This is a genomic window from Micromonospora deserti (assembly GCF_003236335.1).
In the GTDB taxonomy this organism is placed as follows: Bacteria; Actinomycetota; Actinomycetes; order Mycobacteriales; family Micromonosporaceae; genus Micromonospora; species Micromonospora deserti.
Genome location: NZ_POUB01000123.1, coordinates 1 through 17223, shown reverse-complemented (window position 1 = coordinate 17223; position 17223 = coordinate 1). Strand labels below are relative to the sequence as shown.

Sequence of the window (17223 nt, the reverse complement as noted above, 5' to 3'; positions counted from 1 at the left end):
GCGGGCGACTGGGGGACGCCGGAGGTCGGCTGCACCGGTGTCGAGGTGGTCGGCGCGTCCCAGGCCGGCGGAGCCGAGTCCGGCTGCGGGGTCGACGGCACCGGCTGGGTGGGTACCGGGCCAGCGTGCATCGCCCACGGCAGGTGCGGCGGCGCGGATGTCGGCTGCGGGGGCGCGGAGACCTGCTGGGGCGGGGCCGACATCGGGGGTTCCATCTCCGTCGGCACGGGCTGGTAGTCGCCGCCGAGCGCCCGCAGAAGCTTCTCCGCTCCCGGGCCCACGTCGGCTGGGTAGGCGACCCAGGGGGCGGCGGCGGAGAAGTCGGCGTACGCGTAGGCCTGGCCGCCGGGCGTCTGCGCGAGCGAGTTAGCCGTCGCCGCGAACGCCTCCCGCCAGCGCTGGTCGCCGGCCACCGTGGTCTCCAGCACCGCCACCGTGACGAACCGGCCCTGCTCATCAATGGCCGCCCAGGCCTTGCCGACCGGGGACCCGCCCAGCACGTGGGTGAACCTGTACGGGCCAACCGGCTGCATGCCAACTCCTCTGCTCAACCGCCGTGCGGATACTACAGAGACGGCGCTCCTCCCTCTGCGCCGGTCGCTGGCCGGACACACCTCGGGACGCCCCCTCACCGTCACCGTAGCGACCCCGATCGCTGGCGCCAGCGCGGCGGCTGCCCCGATCCGGCTGTGCCATCCCTTGTGGACGGAGGCAATGCCGGCGACCCGCGGCGCCGGCCGGACGCCGGTCACGGGCGCCCCGGACGCGGGCTGACGGGCGGGGCCGCGAGAGGACTTGCCGGGGCACGCGACGCGGGCGGTTGCCTTATGAAAGATTTTATGCATAGAGTCAGGCCATGAATGAGGGAGCTGTCCTGGCCCCCGCCGAGCAGGTGCTGGACCTTTTCCAGGGGGTCCGGCTCACCCCGACGCAGCGGCGCATCGCGCACTGCCTGGTGCAGCACGCGCCGGCGGTGGCGTACCTGTCGGCGGCCGAGGTGGCCGAGCTGGCCGGGGTCAGCCAGCCGTCGGTGACCCGGTTCGCGGTCGCGCTCGGGCACGACGGCTACCCCGCACTGCGCCGCCGGCTCCGCGAGCTGACCGCGGGCGCGCCGGGCGGTCCCAGCGACGCCGGCAACGAGCTCCAGCAGGCGGTACGCGCCGAGATCGGCAACCTCGACCGGCTGGCCGGGCAACTCGCCGACCGGGAGCGGATCGCCGACACCGGCCGGATGCTGGCCGCGAGCCGCCCGCTGCCGGTGCTCGGGCTGCGGGCCGCCGCCCCGCTGGCCGCCTACTTCGCGTACTTCGCCGCCAAGGTGCACCCGGACGTGCGGGTGCTCGACGACGGCGGCAGCCTGCTCACCGACCGCCTCGAGCAGGCCGCCGAGGCCGGGGCGAGCGCCCTGCTGGCGTTCGTGCTGCCCCGCTACCCCCGGGAGACCCTGGACGCGCTGGGTGAGGCGCGGGCCGCGGGGCTGACCGTGGTGGCGATCACCGACTCGCCGGTCAGCCCGGCCACCGAGTACGCCGACGTGGTGCTGCCCGCCGCGGTCGGCGCCCAGCTCGTGTTCGACCTGCACACCGCCCCGATGACCCTGGCCATGGTGCTGCTCCAGGCGATCTGCGACGCCGCCCCGACCGACACCCAGCGCAGGCTGGAGGCGTTCGAGGCGTCCGCCACCCGCCGACAGTTGTTCCTCGGCTGAGAGGAGACCGAGATGTCCCAGCCCGTCCGTGCCGCCCGCGGCACCGAGCGCACCGCCCGTGGTTGGCCGCAGGAGGCCGCGCTGCGGATGCTGATGAACAACCTCGACCCGGAGGTGGCCGAGCGCCCCGAGGACCTGGTGGTCTACGGCGGCACCGGGAAGGCGGCCCGGGACTGGCCGTCGTACCACGCGCTGGTGCGCACCCTGACCGACCTGCGCGACGACGAGACGATGCTGGTGCAGTCCGGGCGCCCGGTCGGGGTGATGCGCACCCACGAGTGGGCGCCGCGGGTGCTGCTGGCCAACTCCAACCTGGTGGGCGACTGGGCCACCTGGCCGGAGTTCCGGCGGCTGGAGCAGCTCGGCCTTACCATGTACGGGCAGATGACCGCCGGCTCGTGGATCTACATCGGCACCCAGGGCATCCTCCAGGGCACCTACGAGACGTTCGCGGCGGTCGCGGCGAAGCGGTTCGGCGGCACCCTGGCCGGGACGTTGACGCTGACCGCCGGCTGCGGCGGGATGGGCGGGGCACAGCCGCTGGCGGTGACCATGAACGGCGGCGCCTGCCTGATCGTCGACGTGGACCGCAGCCGGCTGGAGCGGCGGGTGCACGACCGCTACCTGGACGAGATCGCCGATTCCCTCGACGACGCGGTCGAGCGGGCCCTCGCGGCCAAACGGGAGCGGCGGGCGCTGTCGGTCGGGGTGGTCGGCAACGCGGCGGTGGTCTTCCCCGAGCTGCTGGTCCGGGGCGTCGAGATCGACGTGGTGACCGACCAGACCAGCGCGCACGATCCGCTGTCGTACCTGCCGGTGGGGGTGGAGCTGGCCGACGCGCGGGACTACGCGGCGGCGAAGCCGGCCGAGTTCACCGACCGGGCGCGGGCGTCGATGGCCCGGCACGTGGCGGCGATGGTCGGTTTCCTGGACGCCGGGGCGGAGGTCTTCGACTACGGCAACTCGATCCGCGGGGAGGCGAAGCTCGGCGGGTACGAGCGGGCCTTCGACTTCCCGGGCTTCGTGCCGGCGTACATCCGGCCGCTGTTCTGCGAGGGCAAGGGCCCGTTCCGGTGGGCGGCGCTCTCCGGCGACCCGGCCGACATCGCCGCCACCGACCGGGCCATCCTGGAGCTGTTCCCGGAGAACGATTCCCTGGCCCGGTGGATCCGGATGGCCGGCGAGCGGGTCGCGTTCCAGGGCCTGCCGGCCCGGATCTGCTGGCTCGGCTACGGCGAGCGGGACCGCGCCGGGGTCCGGTTCAACGAGATGGTCGCCTCCGGTGCGCTCTCCGCGCCGGTGGTGATCGGCCGGGACCACCTGGACTGCGGCAGCGTGGCCAGCCCGTACCGGGAGACCGAGGCGATGGCCGACGGCTCCGACGCGATCGCCGACTGGCCGCTGCTGAACGCGCTGGTCAACACGGCCAGCGGGGCGTCCTGGGTGTCGATCCACCACGGCGGCGGGGTGGGCATCGGCCGGTCGATCCACGCCGGGCAGGTCTGCGTCGCCGACGGCAGCGCCATCGCCGGGCAGAAGATCGAGCGGGTGCTCAGCAACGACCCGGCGATGGGCGTGATCCGGCACGTCGACGCCGGCTACGACAGCGCCCGCGAGGTCGCGGCACGCAGCGGCGTGCGCGTGCCGATGGCGGAGGGGTGAGCGTGGCCGAGGACCTCGCCGGCCGGTTCCGCGCGCTGTGGGACGAGCTCGCCCCGATCGGGCGGGACGGGCACAGCGGCGGCTACCTGCGCTACGCGTTGACCGAGCCGGAGCTGCGGCTGCGGGCCTGGTTCCGCGAGCAGGCCGACGGGCGCGGCATGCCGGTCACCGACGACGGCAACGGCAACCTCTTCGCCTGGTGGGGCGACCCGGAGGCCGGCGACGCGGTGCTGACCGGCAGCCACTTCGACTCGGTGCCGCACGGCGGGGCGTACGACGGGCCGCTGGGCGTGGTCAGCGCGTTCCTCGCCGTGGACGAGCTGCGGGCGGCGGGCGCCACGCCGGCCCGCCCAGTGGTCGTCGGCGCGTTCGTGGAGGAGGAGGGGGCGCGGTTCGGGGTGCCGTGCCTGGGTTCGCGGCTGCTCGCCGGGGAGATCGACGTCGACCGCGCGGCGGGGCTGCGCGACTCGGCCGGGGTGAGCTTCGCCGAGGCGCTGGGCGGGCGGCCGGCGGGCCGCCGGCCGGATCTGCTCGGCCGCTTCGCCGCCTTCGTCGAGCTGCACGTCGAGCAGGGCCGCGCGCTGGTCGAGGCGGGCGCGCCGGTCGCGGTCGCCAGCGCGATCTGGCCGCACGGGCGGTGGCGGTTCGACTTCCACGGCGAGGGCAACCACGCCGGTACGACCCGGATGGCCGACCGCCGCGACCCGATGCTGACGTACGCGTTCACGGTGCTCGCGGCGAACAAGGAGGCCCGGCTGCGCGGGGCGCACGCCACCGTGGGCCGGGTGTCCGTGGCGCCGAACGCCACCAACGCGATCCCGTCGCGGGTGACCGGGTGGCTGGACGCCCGGGCCGCCGAGCCGGAGACGCTGACCGGGCTGGTCGACGCGGTACACGCCAAGGCCGCCGATCGGGCCCGCCGCGACGGCACCGAGGTGACGCTGACCGAGGAGTCGGCGACCCCGCTGGTCGCCTTCGACGGCGGGCTGGCCGGCCGGCTCGCGGCGCTGCTCGACGCGCCGGTGCTACCCACCGGGGCGGGCCACGACGCCGGGGTGCTGGCCGCGCACCTGCCCACCGCCATGCTGTTCGTGCGCAACCCGACCGGGGTGTCGCACTCCCCCGCCGAGTCGGCCACCGACGCGGACTGCGCCGCCGGGGTGACCGCCCTGGCCCGGGTGCTGGTGGAGCTGGCATGCCGGTGAGCACGCCGCCGGCCGGGTGGCTGGTCCGGCCCGGCGCCGGTCACCGGGGACACCAGCCCGGTCCTGTCGAGCTGCCCGCACGGACGGGACAACCACCCCATCCAACCCGCCCGACGCACACTGTCGAGCTGCCCGCACCGACGGGGCGACGACCGGACAGCGCTGGCTCGTTGGGCATGGTGGGGGCGCCGGCTGGGCGACGTGGCCGGGGCGCGTGGTGGACGGCGGGTGAGCCGGGGCGGCCGGTCGCACGGACGGGGCAGCTCGACAGGGGGCGAACGAGATGACCGGGACCCGCTGGCTGGCCGAGTGGGCGTGGCTGCCCGAGCACGCCGAGCCGACCCCCGACGTGCTCATCGAGACCGCCGACGGGCGGATCACCGGGGTGACGCCGCTGACCGCCGGGACGACACCGGCCGCCGGGGTGGAGGTGCTGGCCGACGCCATCCGGCTGCCCGGGCTCACCCTGCCCGGGCTGGCCAACGCGCACTCGCACGCGTTCCACCGGGCGCTACGCGGGCGCACGCACGGCGGTCACGGGGACTTCTGGACCTGGCGCGACCAGATGTACGGGGTGGCCGCCCGCCTCCACCCGGACACCTACCTGGCACTGGCCCGAGCCGCCTACGCCGAGATGGCACTCGCCGGCATCACCTGCGTCGGAGAGTTCCACTACCTGCACCACAACCCGGACGGCACGCCGTACGCCGACCCGAACGCGATGGGCGCCGCGCTGGTCGAGGCCGCCGCGCACGCCGGCATCCGGATCACCCTGCTGGACACCTGCTACCTCACCGCGGGGGTCGACGGCCGACCGCTCGCCGGGCCGCAGCTGCGGTTCGGCGACGGGGACGCGCTGCGTTGGGCCGAGCGGGTTTCCGCGTTCGCGCCGGCCGACGACCACGCCCGGGTGGGCGCGGCGATCCACTCGGTGCGCGCGGTGCCGGCGGAACAGCTCGCCACCGTGGCCGGCTGGGCGGACCGCCGGGACGCCCCGCTGCACGTGCACCTCTCCGAGCAGCCCGCCGAGAACGACGCCTGCCGGGCGCGGCACGGGTGCACGCCGACCCGGCTGCTGGCCGACCACGGCGCGCTCGGCCGCGGCACCACGGCCGTGCACGCCACCCACCTCACCAGCGGCGACCTCGCCCTGCTCGGGGAGAGCCGCACCGGTGTCTGCCTCTGCCCGACCACGGAGCGGGACCTCGCCGACGGTCTCGGACCGGCCCGGCGGATGGCCGACGTGGGCAGCCCGCTCAGCCTCGGCAGCGACAGCCACGCGGTGACCGACCTCTTCGAGGAGGCCCGCGCGGTCGAGCTGGACGAGCGGCTGCGCACCCGGCGGCGCGGCCACTTCACCCCGCCCGACCTGCTCGACGCGGCCTCCACCGCCGGGCACGCCGCGCTCGGCTGGACCGACGCCGGCCGGATCGCCGCCGGCGCCCGCGCCGACCTGGTGACGGTCCGGCTGGACAGCGCGCGAACCGCCGGCGTACCCCCGGTGGGGGTGTTCTTCGCGGCGAACGCGGCCGACGTCACGCACGTGGTGGTGGACGGCCGCCCGGTGGTGCGCGACGGCCGGCACCTGACCGTCGACGTGCCGCGGGAACTTGGCGCGGCGATCGAGGAGGTGACCGGGTGAGCAGCCTGCTGGTCGACAACATCGGTGAGCTGGTCACCAACCTGGCCGGCGGCGGCGAGGGCGGGCCGCTGGGCATCCGCCGGCGGGCCGCGCTGCTGGTCGAGGCCGGCGAGGTGGCCTGGGTGGGCCCGGCCCGGGACGCGCCGGCCGCCGACCGGCGCATCGACGCCGAAGGCGCGGCGGTGCTCCCCGGCTTCGTGGACAGCCACGCCCACCTGGTCTTCGCCGGGGACCGGGCCGCCGAGTTCGCCGCCCGGATGGCCGGGCAGCCCTACACCGGCGGCGGCATCCGGACCACGGTCGGGGCGACCCGGGCGGCCACCGACGACGAGCTGCGCGTTACCGTCCGCCGGCTGCGCGGCGAGGCGCTGCGGCAGGGCACCACCACCATCGAGATCAAGAGCGGGTACGGCCTCACCGTCGCCGACGAGGCCCGCTCGCTGCGGATCGCCGCCGAGGTCACCCCGGAGACCACCTTCCTCGGCGCGCACGTCGTCCCCACCGAGTACGCCGACCGCCCGGACGACTACGTGGGGCTGGTGTGCGGGCCGATGCTCGCCGCCGCCGCCCCGCACGCGCGCTGGATCGACGTCTTCTGCGAGCGGGGCGCCTTCGACATCGACCACGCCCGGGCGATCCTCGCCTGCGGGCAGGCGGTCGGGCTGGGGGTGCGGGTGCACGCCAACCAGCTCGGCCCCGGTCCCGGCGTCCAGCTCGGGGTGGAACTCGGGGCGGCCAGCGTCGACCACTGCACCCACCTCAGCGACGCCGACCTCGACGCGCTCGCCTCGACCCGGATGGACTGGACCTCGGGCACGGAGACGACCACCGTGGCGACCCTGCTGCCCGGGGCGGAGTTCTCCACCCGCTCGCCCTACCCGGACGCCCGTCGGCTGCTCGACGCCGGCGTCACCGTGGCGCTGGCCACCGACTGTAACCCCGGCTCGTCGTACACCTCGTCGATGCCGTTCTGCGTGGCGCTCGCCGTACGGGAGATGCGGATGACCCCGGCGGAGGCGGTCTGGGCCGCCACCGCCGGCGGCGCGCGGGCGCTGCGCCGCGACGACGTCGGCGTGCTGCGCCCCGGCGCCCGGGCCGACCTGATCATCCTCGACGCCCCGTCCCACCTGCACCTGGCCTACCGGCCCGGTGTCCCACTGATCCGCCAGGTCCTGCACAACGGAGTCCCGCAATGTCGACCGTGACCATCCGATCCACCGGCATCACCCCCGCCGACCTGCTCGCCGTGGCCCGCGGCGCCGCCACGGTCGTCCTCGATTCGGCCAGCCTGGACGCGATGGCGGCCAGCCGGGCCATCGTGGACGGCATCGAGGCCGCCGGCCGCCCGGTGTACGGCGTCTCCACCGGGTTCGGGGCCCTCGCCAACACCTTCGTCGCCCCCGAGCGCCGGGCGGAACTCCAGCACGCCCTGATCCGCTCGCACGCCGCCGGGGTGGGTGCCCCGATGCCGCGCGAGGTGGTGCGGGCGATGATGCTGCTGCGGGTACGGTCGCTGGCGCTGGGCCGGTCCGGCGTCCGGCCGCTGGTCGCCGAAGCCCTGGTCGACCTGCTCAACCACGACGTGACGCCGTGGGTGCCGGAACACGGCTCGCTCGGCGCCTCCGGCGACCTGGCGCCGCTGGCGCACTGCGCGCTGGTGCTGCTCGGGGAGGGCTGGGTGCTCGGCCCGGCCGGTGAGCGGGTCGACGCCGCCGACGCGCTGCGCCGGGTCGGGCTGAAGCCGGTCGAGCTGGCCGCCAAGGAAGGGCTGGCGCTGATCAACGGCACCGACGGCATGCTCGGCATGCTGCTGCTCGCCATCCACGACGCCGCGCACCTGTTCACCGTGGCCGACGTGACCGCCGCCCTCGCCATCGAGGCGATGCTCGGCTCGGAACGGCCGTTCCTGCCCGAGTTGCACGCGATCCGGCCGCACCCCGGGCAGTCGGTGTCGGCGGCGAACATCCACCGGCTGCTGCAGGACTCCCGGGTGATGGACTCGCACCGCGACGACCTCGCGCACGCGGTGCAGGACGCGTACTCGATGCGATGCGCACCCCAGGTGGCTGGGGCGGCGCGGGACACCCTGGACTTCGTCCGCACGGTCGCCGACCGGGAGCTGGTCTCGGTCGTGGACAACCCGGTGGTGCTGCCGGACGGGCGGGTCGAGTCGACCGGGAACTTCCACGGCGCCCCGCTGGGCTTCGCAGCGGACTTCCTCGCCATCGCCGCCGCCGAGGTGGGCGCGATCGCCGAGCGGCGGGTCGACCGGCTGCTCGACGTCACCCGGTCCCGGGACCTGCCGGCGTTCCTCTCCCCCGACGCCGGGGTCAACTCCGGGCTGATGATCGCCCAGTACACGGCGGCCGGGATCGTCGCGGAGAACCGCCGGCTCGCCGCGCCGGCCTCGGTGGACTCGCTGCCGACCAGCGGGATGCAGGAGGACCACGTCTCGATGGGCTGGGCGGCGACCAAGAAGCTGCGTACCGTGCTGGACAACCTGACCAGCCTGCTCGCGGTGGAGCTGCTGGCCGCGGTGCGCGGGCTCCAGCTGCGCGCGCCGCTGACCCCGTCGCCGGCCGGGCGGGCGGCGGTGGAGGCGCTCGGCGCGATCGCCGGCGAGCCGGGGCCGGACGTCTTCCTCGCCCCACTGATGGAGGCGGCCCGGGCGGTGGTGGCCGGGCCCGAGCTGCGCGCCGCGATCGAGCGGGAGATCGGCCCGCTGGGCTGAGGCCCACCGTGGGCGCCGTCCCGGGAAGAGTGCTCACGCCGGATGGGCGCCTTCCCGGGGCGGCGGCCAGGTCGGGCGGGGCGGGTCAGGCGGCCGGCGGGAGGACCTTGGCGACCAGCTTGGCCAGCTCGCGCAACGCCTTGCCACGGTGGCTGACCGCGTCCTTCTCCTCCGGCGTAAGCTCGGCGTTGGTCCGCTTCTGCCCGTCACCGAGGAAGATCGGGTCGTAGCCGAAGCCGCCGTCGCCGCGCGGCGCCCGCAGCAGCCGGCCGGACTGCCGGCCGTCCACCAGGTGCTCCTTGCCACCGGGCAACACCAGCGCCACGGTGCAGACGAAGGACGCGCCGCGGTGCTCGTCGGGCAGGTCGGCGATCTGGTCCAGCACCAGCTGGAGGTTGGCGTGGTCGTCGCCGTGCCGCCCGGCCCAACGGGCGCTGAACACCCCGGGCATCCCGTTGAGCGCGTCGACCGCCAGCCCCGAGTCGTCGGCGATCGTCGGCAGGCCGGTGCGCCGGCACCCTTCACGGGCCTTGATCAGGGCGTTCTCGCCGAAGGTCAGCCCGGTCTCCGGCAGCTCCGGGTACTCCTCGACGTCGTCCAGCCCGATCAGCGCGATCCGGTGCGCGCCGAGCGCGCCGTCCAGGATCCGCTGCAGCTCGATCAGCTTCTTGCGGTTGCGGGTGGCGAGCAGCACCTTGTTCATGCGAGAGCCTTCCGCTGGGCTTCGGCCAGTTCCACGCAACCGGCGACGGCCAGGTCGAGCAGGGCGTCGAGCTGGTCGCGGGCGAACACGCCCGCCTCGCCCGTGCCCTGCACCTCGACGAACTCGCCAGCGCCGGTGCAGACCACGTTCATGTCGACCTCGGCGGTTACGTCCTCGTCGTAGTTGAGGTCGAGGCGCGGCTCGCCGGCGATGACGCCGACGCTGACGGCGGCGATCGAGCGGTGCATCACCTTCTCCGGCTTGCCGGAGAGGGCCTTGCGCCCGGCGAGCCAGCCCACCGCGTCGTGCAGCGCCACGTAGGCGCCGGTGATCGCGGCGGTCCGGGTCCCGCCGTCGGCCTGGAGCACGTCGCAGTCGAGCACGACCGAGTTCTCGCCCAGCGCCTTGAGGTCGATGGCCGCCCGCAGGCTCCGGCCGATCAGCCGGGAGATCTCGTGGGTACGCCCACCGATCTTCCCCTTCACGCTTTCCCGGTCGGAGCGGGTGTTGGTGGCCCGGGGCAGCATCGCGTACTCGGCGGTGACCCAGCCGAGCCCGGAACCCTTGCGCCAGCGGGGCACCCCCTCGGTGACGCTGGCGGTGCAGAGCACCCGGGTCGCGCCGAACTCGACGAGCACCGAGCCCTCCGGGTGGGTGCTCCAGCCCCGGGTCAACGTCACAGGTCGGAGTTGGTCGGGTCGCCGCCCGTCAGGTCGCGCCATGCCTGCACCCTATGCGGGTGCCGTGATCCAACCGCCCCGGGGTGCCCCGCTCAGGCCGCGACCGGGGCGGCGTGCGCGCGCAGGAAGCCGGCCACGGCGGCGGGCCAGCCGAACTCCTCCGCGCGGGCCCGGGCGGCCCGCCGCCGGTCGGCCGCCGGGCGGACCAGCAGCCGGCTCACCGCCCGGGCGATCGACTCCGCGGTGCCGTAGGTGGCCACACCCGCCGGGCCGACCACCTCCGGCAGCGCGCTGGCCGCGTTGACGACCACCGGGGTGCCGCAGGCCAGCGCCTCCAGCCCGGCCAGCCCGAAGGTCTCCACCGGGCCCGGCGCCAGCACCACGTCCGCGCTGGCCAGCAGCGCGGCGACGGCGGACCGGTCGGGCAGGAACCCGGTGAACGTGACCGGCAGCCCGGCGGCCCGCCGGGCCAGGGCGGTGCGCAGCGGCCCGTCGCCGGCCATCACCAGCGCCGCGGGCACCCCCGCCCGGCGCAACACGGCGAGCGCGTCGATGGCCAACTCGGGCCGCTTCTCGGTGGAGAGCCGGGCGCAGTGCACCAGCAGCACCTCGGTGGGGTCGGCGTACCGCTCGCGCAGGGACTCGTCGGCCCGGTCGGGGCGGAACGTGTCCAGGTCCACCCCGAGCGGCACCAGGTCGACCCGCGGCGCGCCGATCCGGGCGAACTCCTCCGCCGCCCATCCCGTGGTGCAGATGATCCGGTCGTACGACCGGGAGGTGCCCCGGTTGAGCCGGTCGGCGAGCCTTCGCCGAACGAGGTCCGGCACGCCCCATTCGCCGAGCAGGCCGGTGAGCGACTCGTGGGACACCATCAGCGCGGGCACGCCGTGCGCCCGCGCCCAGGCCCCGGTCCAGCGCAGCGTCGACCGGTCGGAGACCTCCAGCCGGTCCGGCGCGAGGTCGGCCAGCGCCCGGGCCACCCGGCGCCGGTCGGTGAGCAGCCGGTAACCGCCGCTGCGCGGCAGCTCGGGGCCGGCGAGGGTGACGACCCGGCCCCAGGGGTGGTGCTCGTCGGCGTCGCGCCGCCCGGGCACCACCAGCACCGGGTCGTGCCCGGCGGCGGCGTACCCCTCGCCGAGGTGGCGCAGCGCGGTGCGCAGCCCGCCGGAGCGTCCGGTCACGAAGTTCGCCAGCCGGACGATGCGCAGCCCGCCGGTTCGGCCGCCCGTTCCCGCGCCGGCGTCCCGGCGGGCGGGGGCACCGCCGTCCGGCGTCGGGGCCGGGCCGGGCCCGCGGGCGCCCGCGCTGGAAGGCCGGCCGTGCGGTGCCGCGGCGCGGGCGTGTCCACCGGTCATGACGCCGCCGGCAAACCGACCGCGGCGGTCCCGGCGTGGACCGCCCGGTAGTGCCCGATCAGCTCGTCGCCGACCGCCGTCCAGCTGCGCCGGCGCACCGCGGCGCGGGCGGCGGCGCCGTACCGGACCCGGCGCGACGGGTCCGCCGCCAGCGCGGCCACCGCGTCGGCGATCACGCCGGCGTCGTCCGGCGGTACCAGCAGGCCGGTCACTCCGGGCTCGACCAGGTCCAGCGGGCCGCCGCTGGCCGGCGCCACCACCGGCACCCCGCTGGCGAGCGCCTCCTGGATCGTCTGCCCGAACGTCTCGTGCGGGCCGGTGTGCACGAAGACGTCGAGGCTGGCGTAGGTGCGGGCCAGTTCCGCGCCGTGCTGCACGCCGAGGAAGGTCACCCGGGGCAGGGCCCGTTCCAGCTGCCGGCGGGCCGGGCCGTCACCGGCCACCACGACCCGTACGCCGGGCAGCCGGGAGGTGGCCGCCAGCAGGTCGACCCGCTTCTCGGGCGCGAGCCGGCCGACGTAGCCGACGAGCACCTCGCCGTCCGGGGCGAGGGTTCGGCGCAGCGCGGCGCACCGCCTGGCGGGCTGGAACCGTTCGGCGTCCACCCCCCGGCGCCAGAGCCAGATCCGCCGCACCCCGTTCGCGATCAGGTCGGCGGCGGACCGGGTGGAGGGAGCCAGGGTGCGGTGCGCGGAGTTGTGGATCTCGCGGAGTCGCCGCCAGGCCGCCGCCTCGCCCCAACCGACCCGGTACGCGCGGGCGTACGAGGCGACGTCGGTCTGGTAGACGGCCACCATCGGCAGGCCGTGCCGGACGGCCAGCGCGGCGGCCCGGGCGCCGAGCACGAACGGGCTGGCGAGGTGGACCACGTCCGGCGCGTGCGACAGCAGCGCGCCGGCCAGCCGGGTGGTGGTGGGCACGCCCAGCCGGAAGCCCTGGTAGCGCGGCAGCGGCACGCTCGGGATCCGGACCACCGGGTACGGGTGCCGCTCGGTGTCCCGCCGCCGCGAGCCGGGCGGGGCCGGCGCGATGACCACCGGCTCGTGACCCCGAGCGACCAGGTGCTCCGCGGCCCGGACCACCGAGTGCGCGACGCCGTTGACGTCCGGCGGGAACGACTCGGTCACGATGGCGATCCGCATGCCCTCACCGTGCGGGTGCCACCGGTGCGCCAGACGACGCGCCGCTGACCGGCCGGCGAACAGTTCGGCAAGACCCCGCGCGGCGGGTCAGACCTCGTAGCTGGCGCCGGGGCGGACCACCTCGAGCGGACCGGCGTACGCGGAGGCGGCGGAGGAGACGGTGTGCGCCTCGCTGCCCCAGGCTGCCACCAGGTGGGTCAGCAGCAGCCGGCCGACGGCGGCCTTGGTCGCCGCCTCGCCGGCCTCCCGCCCGGTCAGGTGCAGGTCCGGCGGGTTCTCCACGCCGTCGAGGTAGCTCGCCTCGCAGAGGAACACGTCGGCGTCCTGGGCCAGCCGTAGCAGCGCGTCACAGGGGGCGGTGTCCGAGGAGTAGCAGAGCACCCGGCCGCCGTGTTCCAGCCGGACACCGTACGTCTCGACCGGGTGGTTGACCCGGTCGACGGTGACCGTGAACGGGCCGATCGGGAAGGTGCCGGGCTCCAGCGCGTAGAACCGGTAGACGTCCTCGACCGTGCTGTCCTCCTGCCCGTACGCGGCGGCCAGGCGGTCGGGCGCGCCGGACGGGGCGTACACCGGCAGCGGCGGGTGGGGGCCGTCCGGGGCGTACCGGCGGACCACCACGTACGACGCGGCGTCGAGGATGTGGTCGCAGTGCAGGTGACTCAGGAGGATGGCGTCCGGGGCGTGCAGCCCCGCGTACCGCTGGAGGGTGGACAGCGAGCCGGAACCGAAGTCGACCAGGAGCCGGAAACCCTCGGCCTCGACCAGGTACGCCGAGCAGGGGGACTCGGGGCCGGGAAAACTGCCCGCGCAGCCCAGGACGGTCAGTCGCATCGAGTCGTCTCGCTGTCACGCTGTGTAGTTGTCGCGCCGGACGCCGCTCCGTCGATGATCTCTACCGACGCGTACGCCACGCTGCGCAGCCTACGCTCGCCCGCTGGAGGGCAAGAATCATCCGCCGGAAGATGTCACCAACGTGACACCCGTTTCCCACACCGTCACCCGTCCGGCCGATCCCGCGTCACGGCGGCCCGGCCGGGGCGTTGCATCCGATGAGGGCGCGCCGCACAACGGCGAGCAGGGACGACAGGACGGAGCGTGCGGTGGCGGGCGGGGCGGCACGGACGGCGGACCCGGCGGCGGTGACCGTGCCGCCGCAGGTCGCCCCACCCGTTCCCGCGACCGGCCGGCACCGCCGGTACCGGCCGGCGCCCGGCGGCAGCCGCCGGATGCTCGGCATCTGTGGGTGGGCGACCGCCCTCGGGGTGGTCACCCTCGCCGCCGCCGGGCACGGCACCGCGCAGGTGCTGACCGGGGTGGTGCCGTCCTGGTACCAGCCGACCACCGCCGGCCTCGGCGGGGCCGGCCTGCTGCTCGCCGGCTCCGCGCTGACCGGGCACGGGCGCCGCGCCCTGCCCTGGCTCGCCCTGTCGGCGGCGACGGTCACCGTCGGGCTGTCCGTCGGCCTCACCGCCGCCCTGCCATAACAGGGGCCACCGGCGGTGCGCACCGGCGGCCCCGTCGTCAGCCGGTCAGGCCCAGAGCTGCCCGTCCAGGGCGTCCTCGGCGTCGGCGAGGGTGCCTCCGTACGCGCCGGTGGATAGGTACTTCCAGCCGCCGTCGGCGACCACGAACGCCACGTCGGCCCGGCGGCCGTCGCGGACCGCCTCGTGTGCCACGGCCAGCGCGGCGTGCAGGATCGCGCCGGTGGAGAAGCCGGCGAAGATGCCCTCCACCTCGACCAGCTGGCGGGTCCGCAGCACCGCGTCGCGGGTGCCCACGGAGAAGCGCCGGGAGAGTACGGTCGCGTCGTAGAGCTCGGGGACGTACCCCTCGTCGATGTTGCGCAGCCCGTAGACCAACTCGCCGTAGCGCGGTTCCGCCGCGACGACCTGGATCCCCTCGACCTTCTCGCGCAGGTAGCGCCCGGTGCCCATCAGCGTGCCGGTGGTGCCCAGGCCGGCCACGAAGTGGGTGATCGTGGGCAGGTCGTGCAGCAGCTCCGGACCGGTGGTCTCGTAGTGCGCCCGGGCGTTCGCCTCGTTGCCGTACTGGTAGAGCATCACCCAGTCGGGGTGCTCGGCGGCGATCTGTTTGGCGGTGGCGACGGCCTGGTTGGACCCGCCCGCGGCCGGCGAGAAGATGATCTCCGCGCCGTACATCCGGAGCAGTTGCACCCGCTCGGTCGAGACGTTCTCCGGCATCACGCAGACCAGCCGGTAGCCCCGCAGCTTCGCCACCATGGCCAGGGAGATGCCGGTGTTGCCGCTGGTCGGTTCGAGGATGGTGTCCCCCGGCCGGAGCCGGCCGGCCTCCTCGGCCGCCCGGACCATGAACAGCGCCGCCCGGTCTTTGATGCTGCCGGTCGGGTTCCGGTCCTCCAGTTTCGCCCAGAGCCGCACCGGCGGCGCCCCGTCGGGCACCGCCGGCGAGAGCCGGGGCAGCCCGACCAGGGGCGTTCCGCCGCAGGCGTCCAGCAGGCTGTCGTACCGCGCCACGGTGTGGCCGCCGTCAGCGGGCGACGCCGGCCGCGCGGCGGCCGGCGTGCGACGCGATGGCGGTCGCGGCACCGTGCTGCGCGATCGCGGCCGCCGCGGCGAAACCGAAGGCGCCACCGGCCACGGCCGGCAGGATGGTCACGCTGTCGCCGTCGGAGAGCTTGGCGTCCAGCGCGCCGAGGAAGCGGACGTCCTCGTCGTTGACGTAGACGTTGACGAAGCGGTGCAGCGCGCCGGCCTCGGTGACCAGCCGTCCGCGCAGGCCGGCGTGCCGCGAGTCCAGGTCGGCGAGCAGGTCGCCCAGGGTGTCGCCGGTGCCCTCGACGACCTTCGCGCCGCCGGTGTAGCTGCGCAGGATGGTGGGGATGCGAACCTCGATGGCCATGATGTCGTGCTCCTTGATCGGGTGTGCCGGATGATGACGGGACGTGGACAGGTGTTGCGGCGCTGGGGTCAGCGGCCGGAACACTCGTAGTCGACCGTCGCCGGGCTCTGCCCGAACATGTAGGACTGCACGGCATGCGGGTCCACCCCGGCGTCCAGGATCCGGACCGGCTCCTCGGTCACCACGCCGTCGACGATCCGGAAGGAGCGGATCTCCTCGGTGTCGGGCTCACGGGTGGAGACCAGCAGGTAGTGGGCACCCGGCTCACCGGCGAAGGAGATGTCGGTGCGCGACGGGTACGCCTCGGTCGCGGTGTGCGAGTGGTAGATGACCACCGGCTCCTCGTCCCGGTCGTCCATCTCCCGCCACACCCGCAACTGCTCGATGGAGTCGAACTCGTAGAACGTCATCGAGCGGGCGGCATTGTCCATCGGGATGTGCCGGGTGGGGGTGTCGCTGCCGGCGGGACCGGCGACCACGCCGCACGCCTCGTCCGGGTGGTCCCGGCGCGCGTGGGCGACGATCGCGTCGACGATCGACCGGTCGATGCTCAGCACGCCGACCAGCCTAGCGCCTGCCCGCGGCGTGCCGCGAAGTGGTGGCCGTCACGAATCAGTCGATCAAGGCGTTGAGCAGGGATTCCTGTAGGTAGCCCAGGTACGCGTAGACCGACAGTTGGAACACCCGGCTGGAGGTCGGGTCCTCGGCCACCGCGTCGTCCAGTTCCTCGCCGAGATCGGTACCGTCCTTGATCTCCAACCGGACGCCCATCGCGAGCCGGGCGTCGTTGAGCGCCCGCAGCCACGCCTCGGCCGCCTCGGCGTCGAGGCGCACCTCGCCGCCGGCCTCGTCGGGCAGCGCGGCGAGGATCGCCCCGGCCTGGTCGATCTTCGCGGTCTTGAGGTCGCCCTCGGTGTACCGGCGGAACTCGGCGGTGCCGGACGGGTCGTCCGGGTAGACCTCGGGGAAGAGCCGGCCGACCACCGGGTCGGAGTGGTCGAAGCCGTCCGTGAGCAGCCCGACCACCTCCGAGGCGACCTTGCGCAGCACCCGTACCTCGTCCACGGCGAAGGTGGCGACGTACCGGTCGCCGCGGCGCCGGAACATGCTCACGACCGGTCCACCGTCGCCCACAGGCCGTACGCGTGCAGCTGCGACGCGTCGTGCTCCATCCGCTCCCGCGCGCCGGTGGATACGACGGCCTTGCCCTTGTGGTGCACGTCCAGCATGAGCTTCTCGGCCTTCTCCCGGCTATACCCGAAGAGCTTCTGGAACACCCAGGTCACGTACGTCATCAGGTTGACCGGGTCGTCCCACACGATCGTCACCCACGGCCGGTCGGAAGCCGGCACCTCATCGGTGTCCGGCGTCTCGACCGGTGCAACCTGCGGAGCCGCCATGCCCCCCATCGTGCCACCGGTTTCCCGGAACCGAGGAACCGGAACGCCGACCCGGCGCGGATCGGCGCCGGGAGCCGCCCCGGACCCGCCGGGAGCACGCCCGATGGGAGGG

Annotated in this window: 17 protein-coding genes and 1 pseudogene; 7 read left to right on the top strand and 11 right to left on the bottom strand. The window is 75.1% G+C overall.

Annotated elements, in window-relative coordinates; all coding sequences use genetic code 11:
- A pseudogene (locus C1I99_RS17990) lies at nucleotides 1-533 on the bottom strand (hypothetical protein); the annotation flags it as partial.
- A 323-nt stretch (nucleotides 534-856) separates the two neighbouring features.
- Here C1I99_RS17990 and C1I99_RS17985 point away from each other — a divergent pair.
- The 6 genes from C1I99_RS17985 to hutH all read left to right on the top strand — a co-directional run bounded on the left by C1I99_RS17985 (nucleotide 857) and on the right by hutH (nucleotide 8948).
- Nucleotides 857-1708, top strand: a complete 852-nt coding sequence (locus C1I99_RS17985; RefSeq protein WP_111135381.1) for a MurR/RpiR family transcriptional regulator — start codon at nucleotides 857-859, stop codon at nucleotides 1706-1708.
- A gap of 12 nt (nucleotides 1709-1720) precedes the next feature.
- On the top strand, nucleotides 1721-3370 hold the full coding sequence (gene hutU, locus C1I99_RS17980; RefSeq protein WP_111135380.1) for a urocanate hydratase: 1650 nt from the start codon (nucleotides 1721-1723) through the stop codon (nucleotides 3368-3370).
- Complete coding sequence (locus C1I99_RS17975; RefSeq protein WP_111135379.1) at nucleotides 3367-4575, top strand: allantoate amidohydrolase; 1209 nt, start codon at nucleotides 3367-3369, stop codon at nucleotides 4573-4575. The genes hutU and C1I99_RS17975 overlap by 4 nt, the downstream gene beginning before the upstream one ends.
- Nucleotides 4576-4858: 283 nt before the next feature.
- On the top strand, nucleotides 4859-6217 hold the full coding sequence (locus C1I99_RS17970) for a formimidoylglutamate deiminase (protein ID WP_111135378.1): 1359 nt from the start codon (nucleotides 4859-4861) through the stop codon (nucleotides 6215-6217).
- Nucleotides 6214-7422 (top strand): imidazolonepropionase, encoded by a 1209-nt coding sequence (gene hutI, locus C1I99_RS17965; protein ID WP_111135377.1) that lies wholly within the window; start codon nucleotides 6214-6216, stop codon nucleotides 7420-7422. Before C1I99_RS17970 ends, hutI begins: the two co-directional genes overlap by 4 nt.
- Nucleotides 7410-8948, top strand: a complete 1539-nt coding sequence (gene hutH, locus C1I99_RS17960) for a histidine ammonia-lyase (RefSeq protein ID WP_111135376.1) — start codon at nucleotides 7410-7412, stop codon at nucleotides 8946-8948. Before hutI ends, hutH begins: the two co-directional genes overlap by 13 nt.
- Nucleotides 8949-9033: 85 nt before the next feature.
- Here hutH and rdgB read toward each other — a convergent pair whose 3' ends face one another.
- The 5 genes from rdgB to C1I99_RS17935 all read right to left on the bottom strand — a co-directional run bounded on the left by rdgB (nucleotide 9034) and on the right by C1I99_RS17935 (nucleotide 13662).
- Nucleotides 9034-9651 (bottom strand): RdgB/HAM1 family non-canonical purine NTP pyrophosphatase, encoded by a 618-nt coding sequence (gene rdgB, locus C1I99_RS17955; RefSeq protein WP_111135375.1) that lies wholly within the window; start codon nucleotides 9649-9651, stop codon nucleotides 9034-9036.
- On the bottom strand, nucleotides 9648-10373 hold the full coding sequence (gene rph, locus C1I99_RS17950) for a ribonuclease PH (RefSeq protein ID WP_111135374.1): 726 nt from the start codon (nucleotides 10371-10373) through the stop codon (nucleotides 9648-9650). Before rph ends, rdgB begins: the two co-directional genes overlap by 4 nt.
- Nucleotides 10374-10423: 50 nt before the next feature.
- Nucleotides 10424-11686: a glycosyltransferase gene (locus C1I99_RS17945; RefSeq protein WP_111135373.1), complete on the bottom strand. Its 1263-nt coding sequence runs from the start codon at nucleotides 11684-11686 to the stop codon at nucleotides 10424-10426.
- The gene (locus C1I99_RS17940) at nucleotides 11683-12828 is read right to left on the bottom strand and encodes a glycosyltransferase family 4 protein (protein ID WP_111135372.1); all 1146 of its coding nucleotides are present in this window, start codon (nucleotides 12826-12828) and stop codon (nucleotides 11683-11685) included. Before C1I99_RS17940 ends, C1I99_RS17945 begins: the two co-directional genes overlap by 4 nt.
- Before the next feature lie 87 nt (nucleotides 12829-12915).
- Complete coding sequence (locus C1I99_RS17935; protein WP_111135371.1) at nucleotides 12916-13662, bottom strand: MBL fold metallo-hydrolase; 747 nt, start codon at nucleotides 13660-13662, stop codon at nucleotides 12916-12918.
- 269 nt (nucleotides 13663-13931) lie between these two features.
- On the opposite strand from C1I99_RS17935, the gene C1I99_RS17930 reads away from it, so the two are divergent.
- A complete protein-coding gene (locus C1I99_RS17930; RefSeq protein WP_111135370.1) occupies nucleotides 13932-14315 on the top strand; it encodes a hypothetical protein in 384 nt (127 codons plus the stop codon).
- A gap of 45 nt (nucleotides 14316-14360) precedes the next feature.
- Here C1I99_RS17930 and C1I99_RS17925 read toward each other — a convergent pair whose 3' ends face one another.
- The 5 genes from C1I99_RS17925 to clpS form a co-directional block, all read right to left on the bottom strand.
- A complete protein-coding gene (locus C1I99_RS17925; RefSeq protein WP_111135384.1) occupies nucleotides 14361-15326 on the bottom strand; it encodes a PLP-dependent cysteine synthase family protein in 966 nt (321 codons plus the stop codon).
- A gap of 13 nt (nucleotides 15327-15339) precedes the next feature.
- Nucleotides 15340-15711, bottom strand: a complete 372-nt coding sequence (locus tag C1I99_RS17920) for a MoaD family protein (RefSeq protein WP_111135383.1) — start codon at nucleotides 15709-15711, stop codon at nucleotides 15340-15342.
- A 68-nt stretch (nucleotides 15712-15779) separates the two neighbouring features.
- On the bottom strand, nucleotides 15780-16268 hold the full coding sequence (locus C1I99_RS17915) for a M67 family metallopeptidase (protein ID WP_111135369.1): 489 nt from the start codon (nucleotides 16266-16268) through the stop codon (nucleotides 15780-15782).
- A 55-nt stretch (nucleotides 16269-16323) separates the two neighbouring features.
- Complete coding sequence (locus C1I99_RS17910; protein ID WP_199562216.1) at nucleotides 16324-16818, bottom strand: DUF2017 domain-containing protein; 495 nt, start codon at nucleotides 16816-16818, stop codon at nucleotides 16324-16326.
- A 2-nt stretch (nucleotides 16819-16820) separates the two neighbouring features.
- Nucleotides 16821-17111, bottom strand: a complete 291-nt coding sequence (clpS, locus tag C1I99_RS17905; protein ID WP_111135368.1) for an ATP-dependent Clp protease adapter ClpS — start codon at nucleotides 17109-17111, stop codon at nucleotides 16821-16823.
- Between the last annotated feature and the right edge of the window lie 112 nt (nucleotides 17112-17223).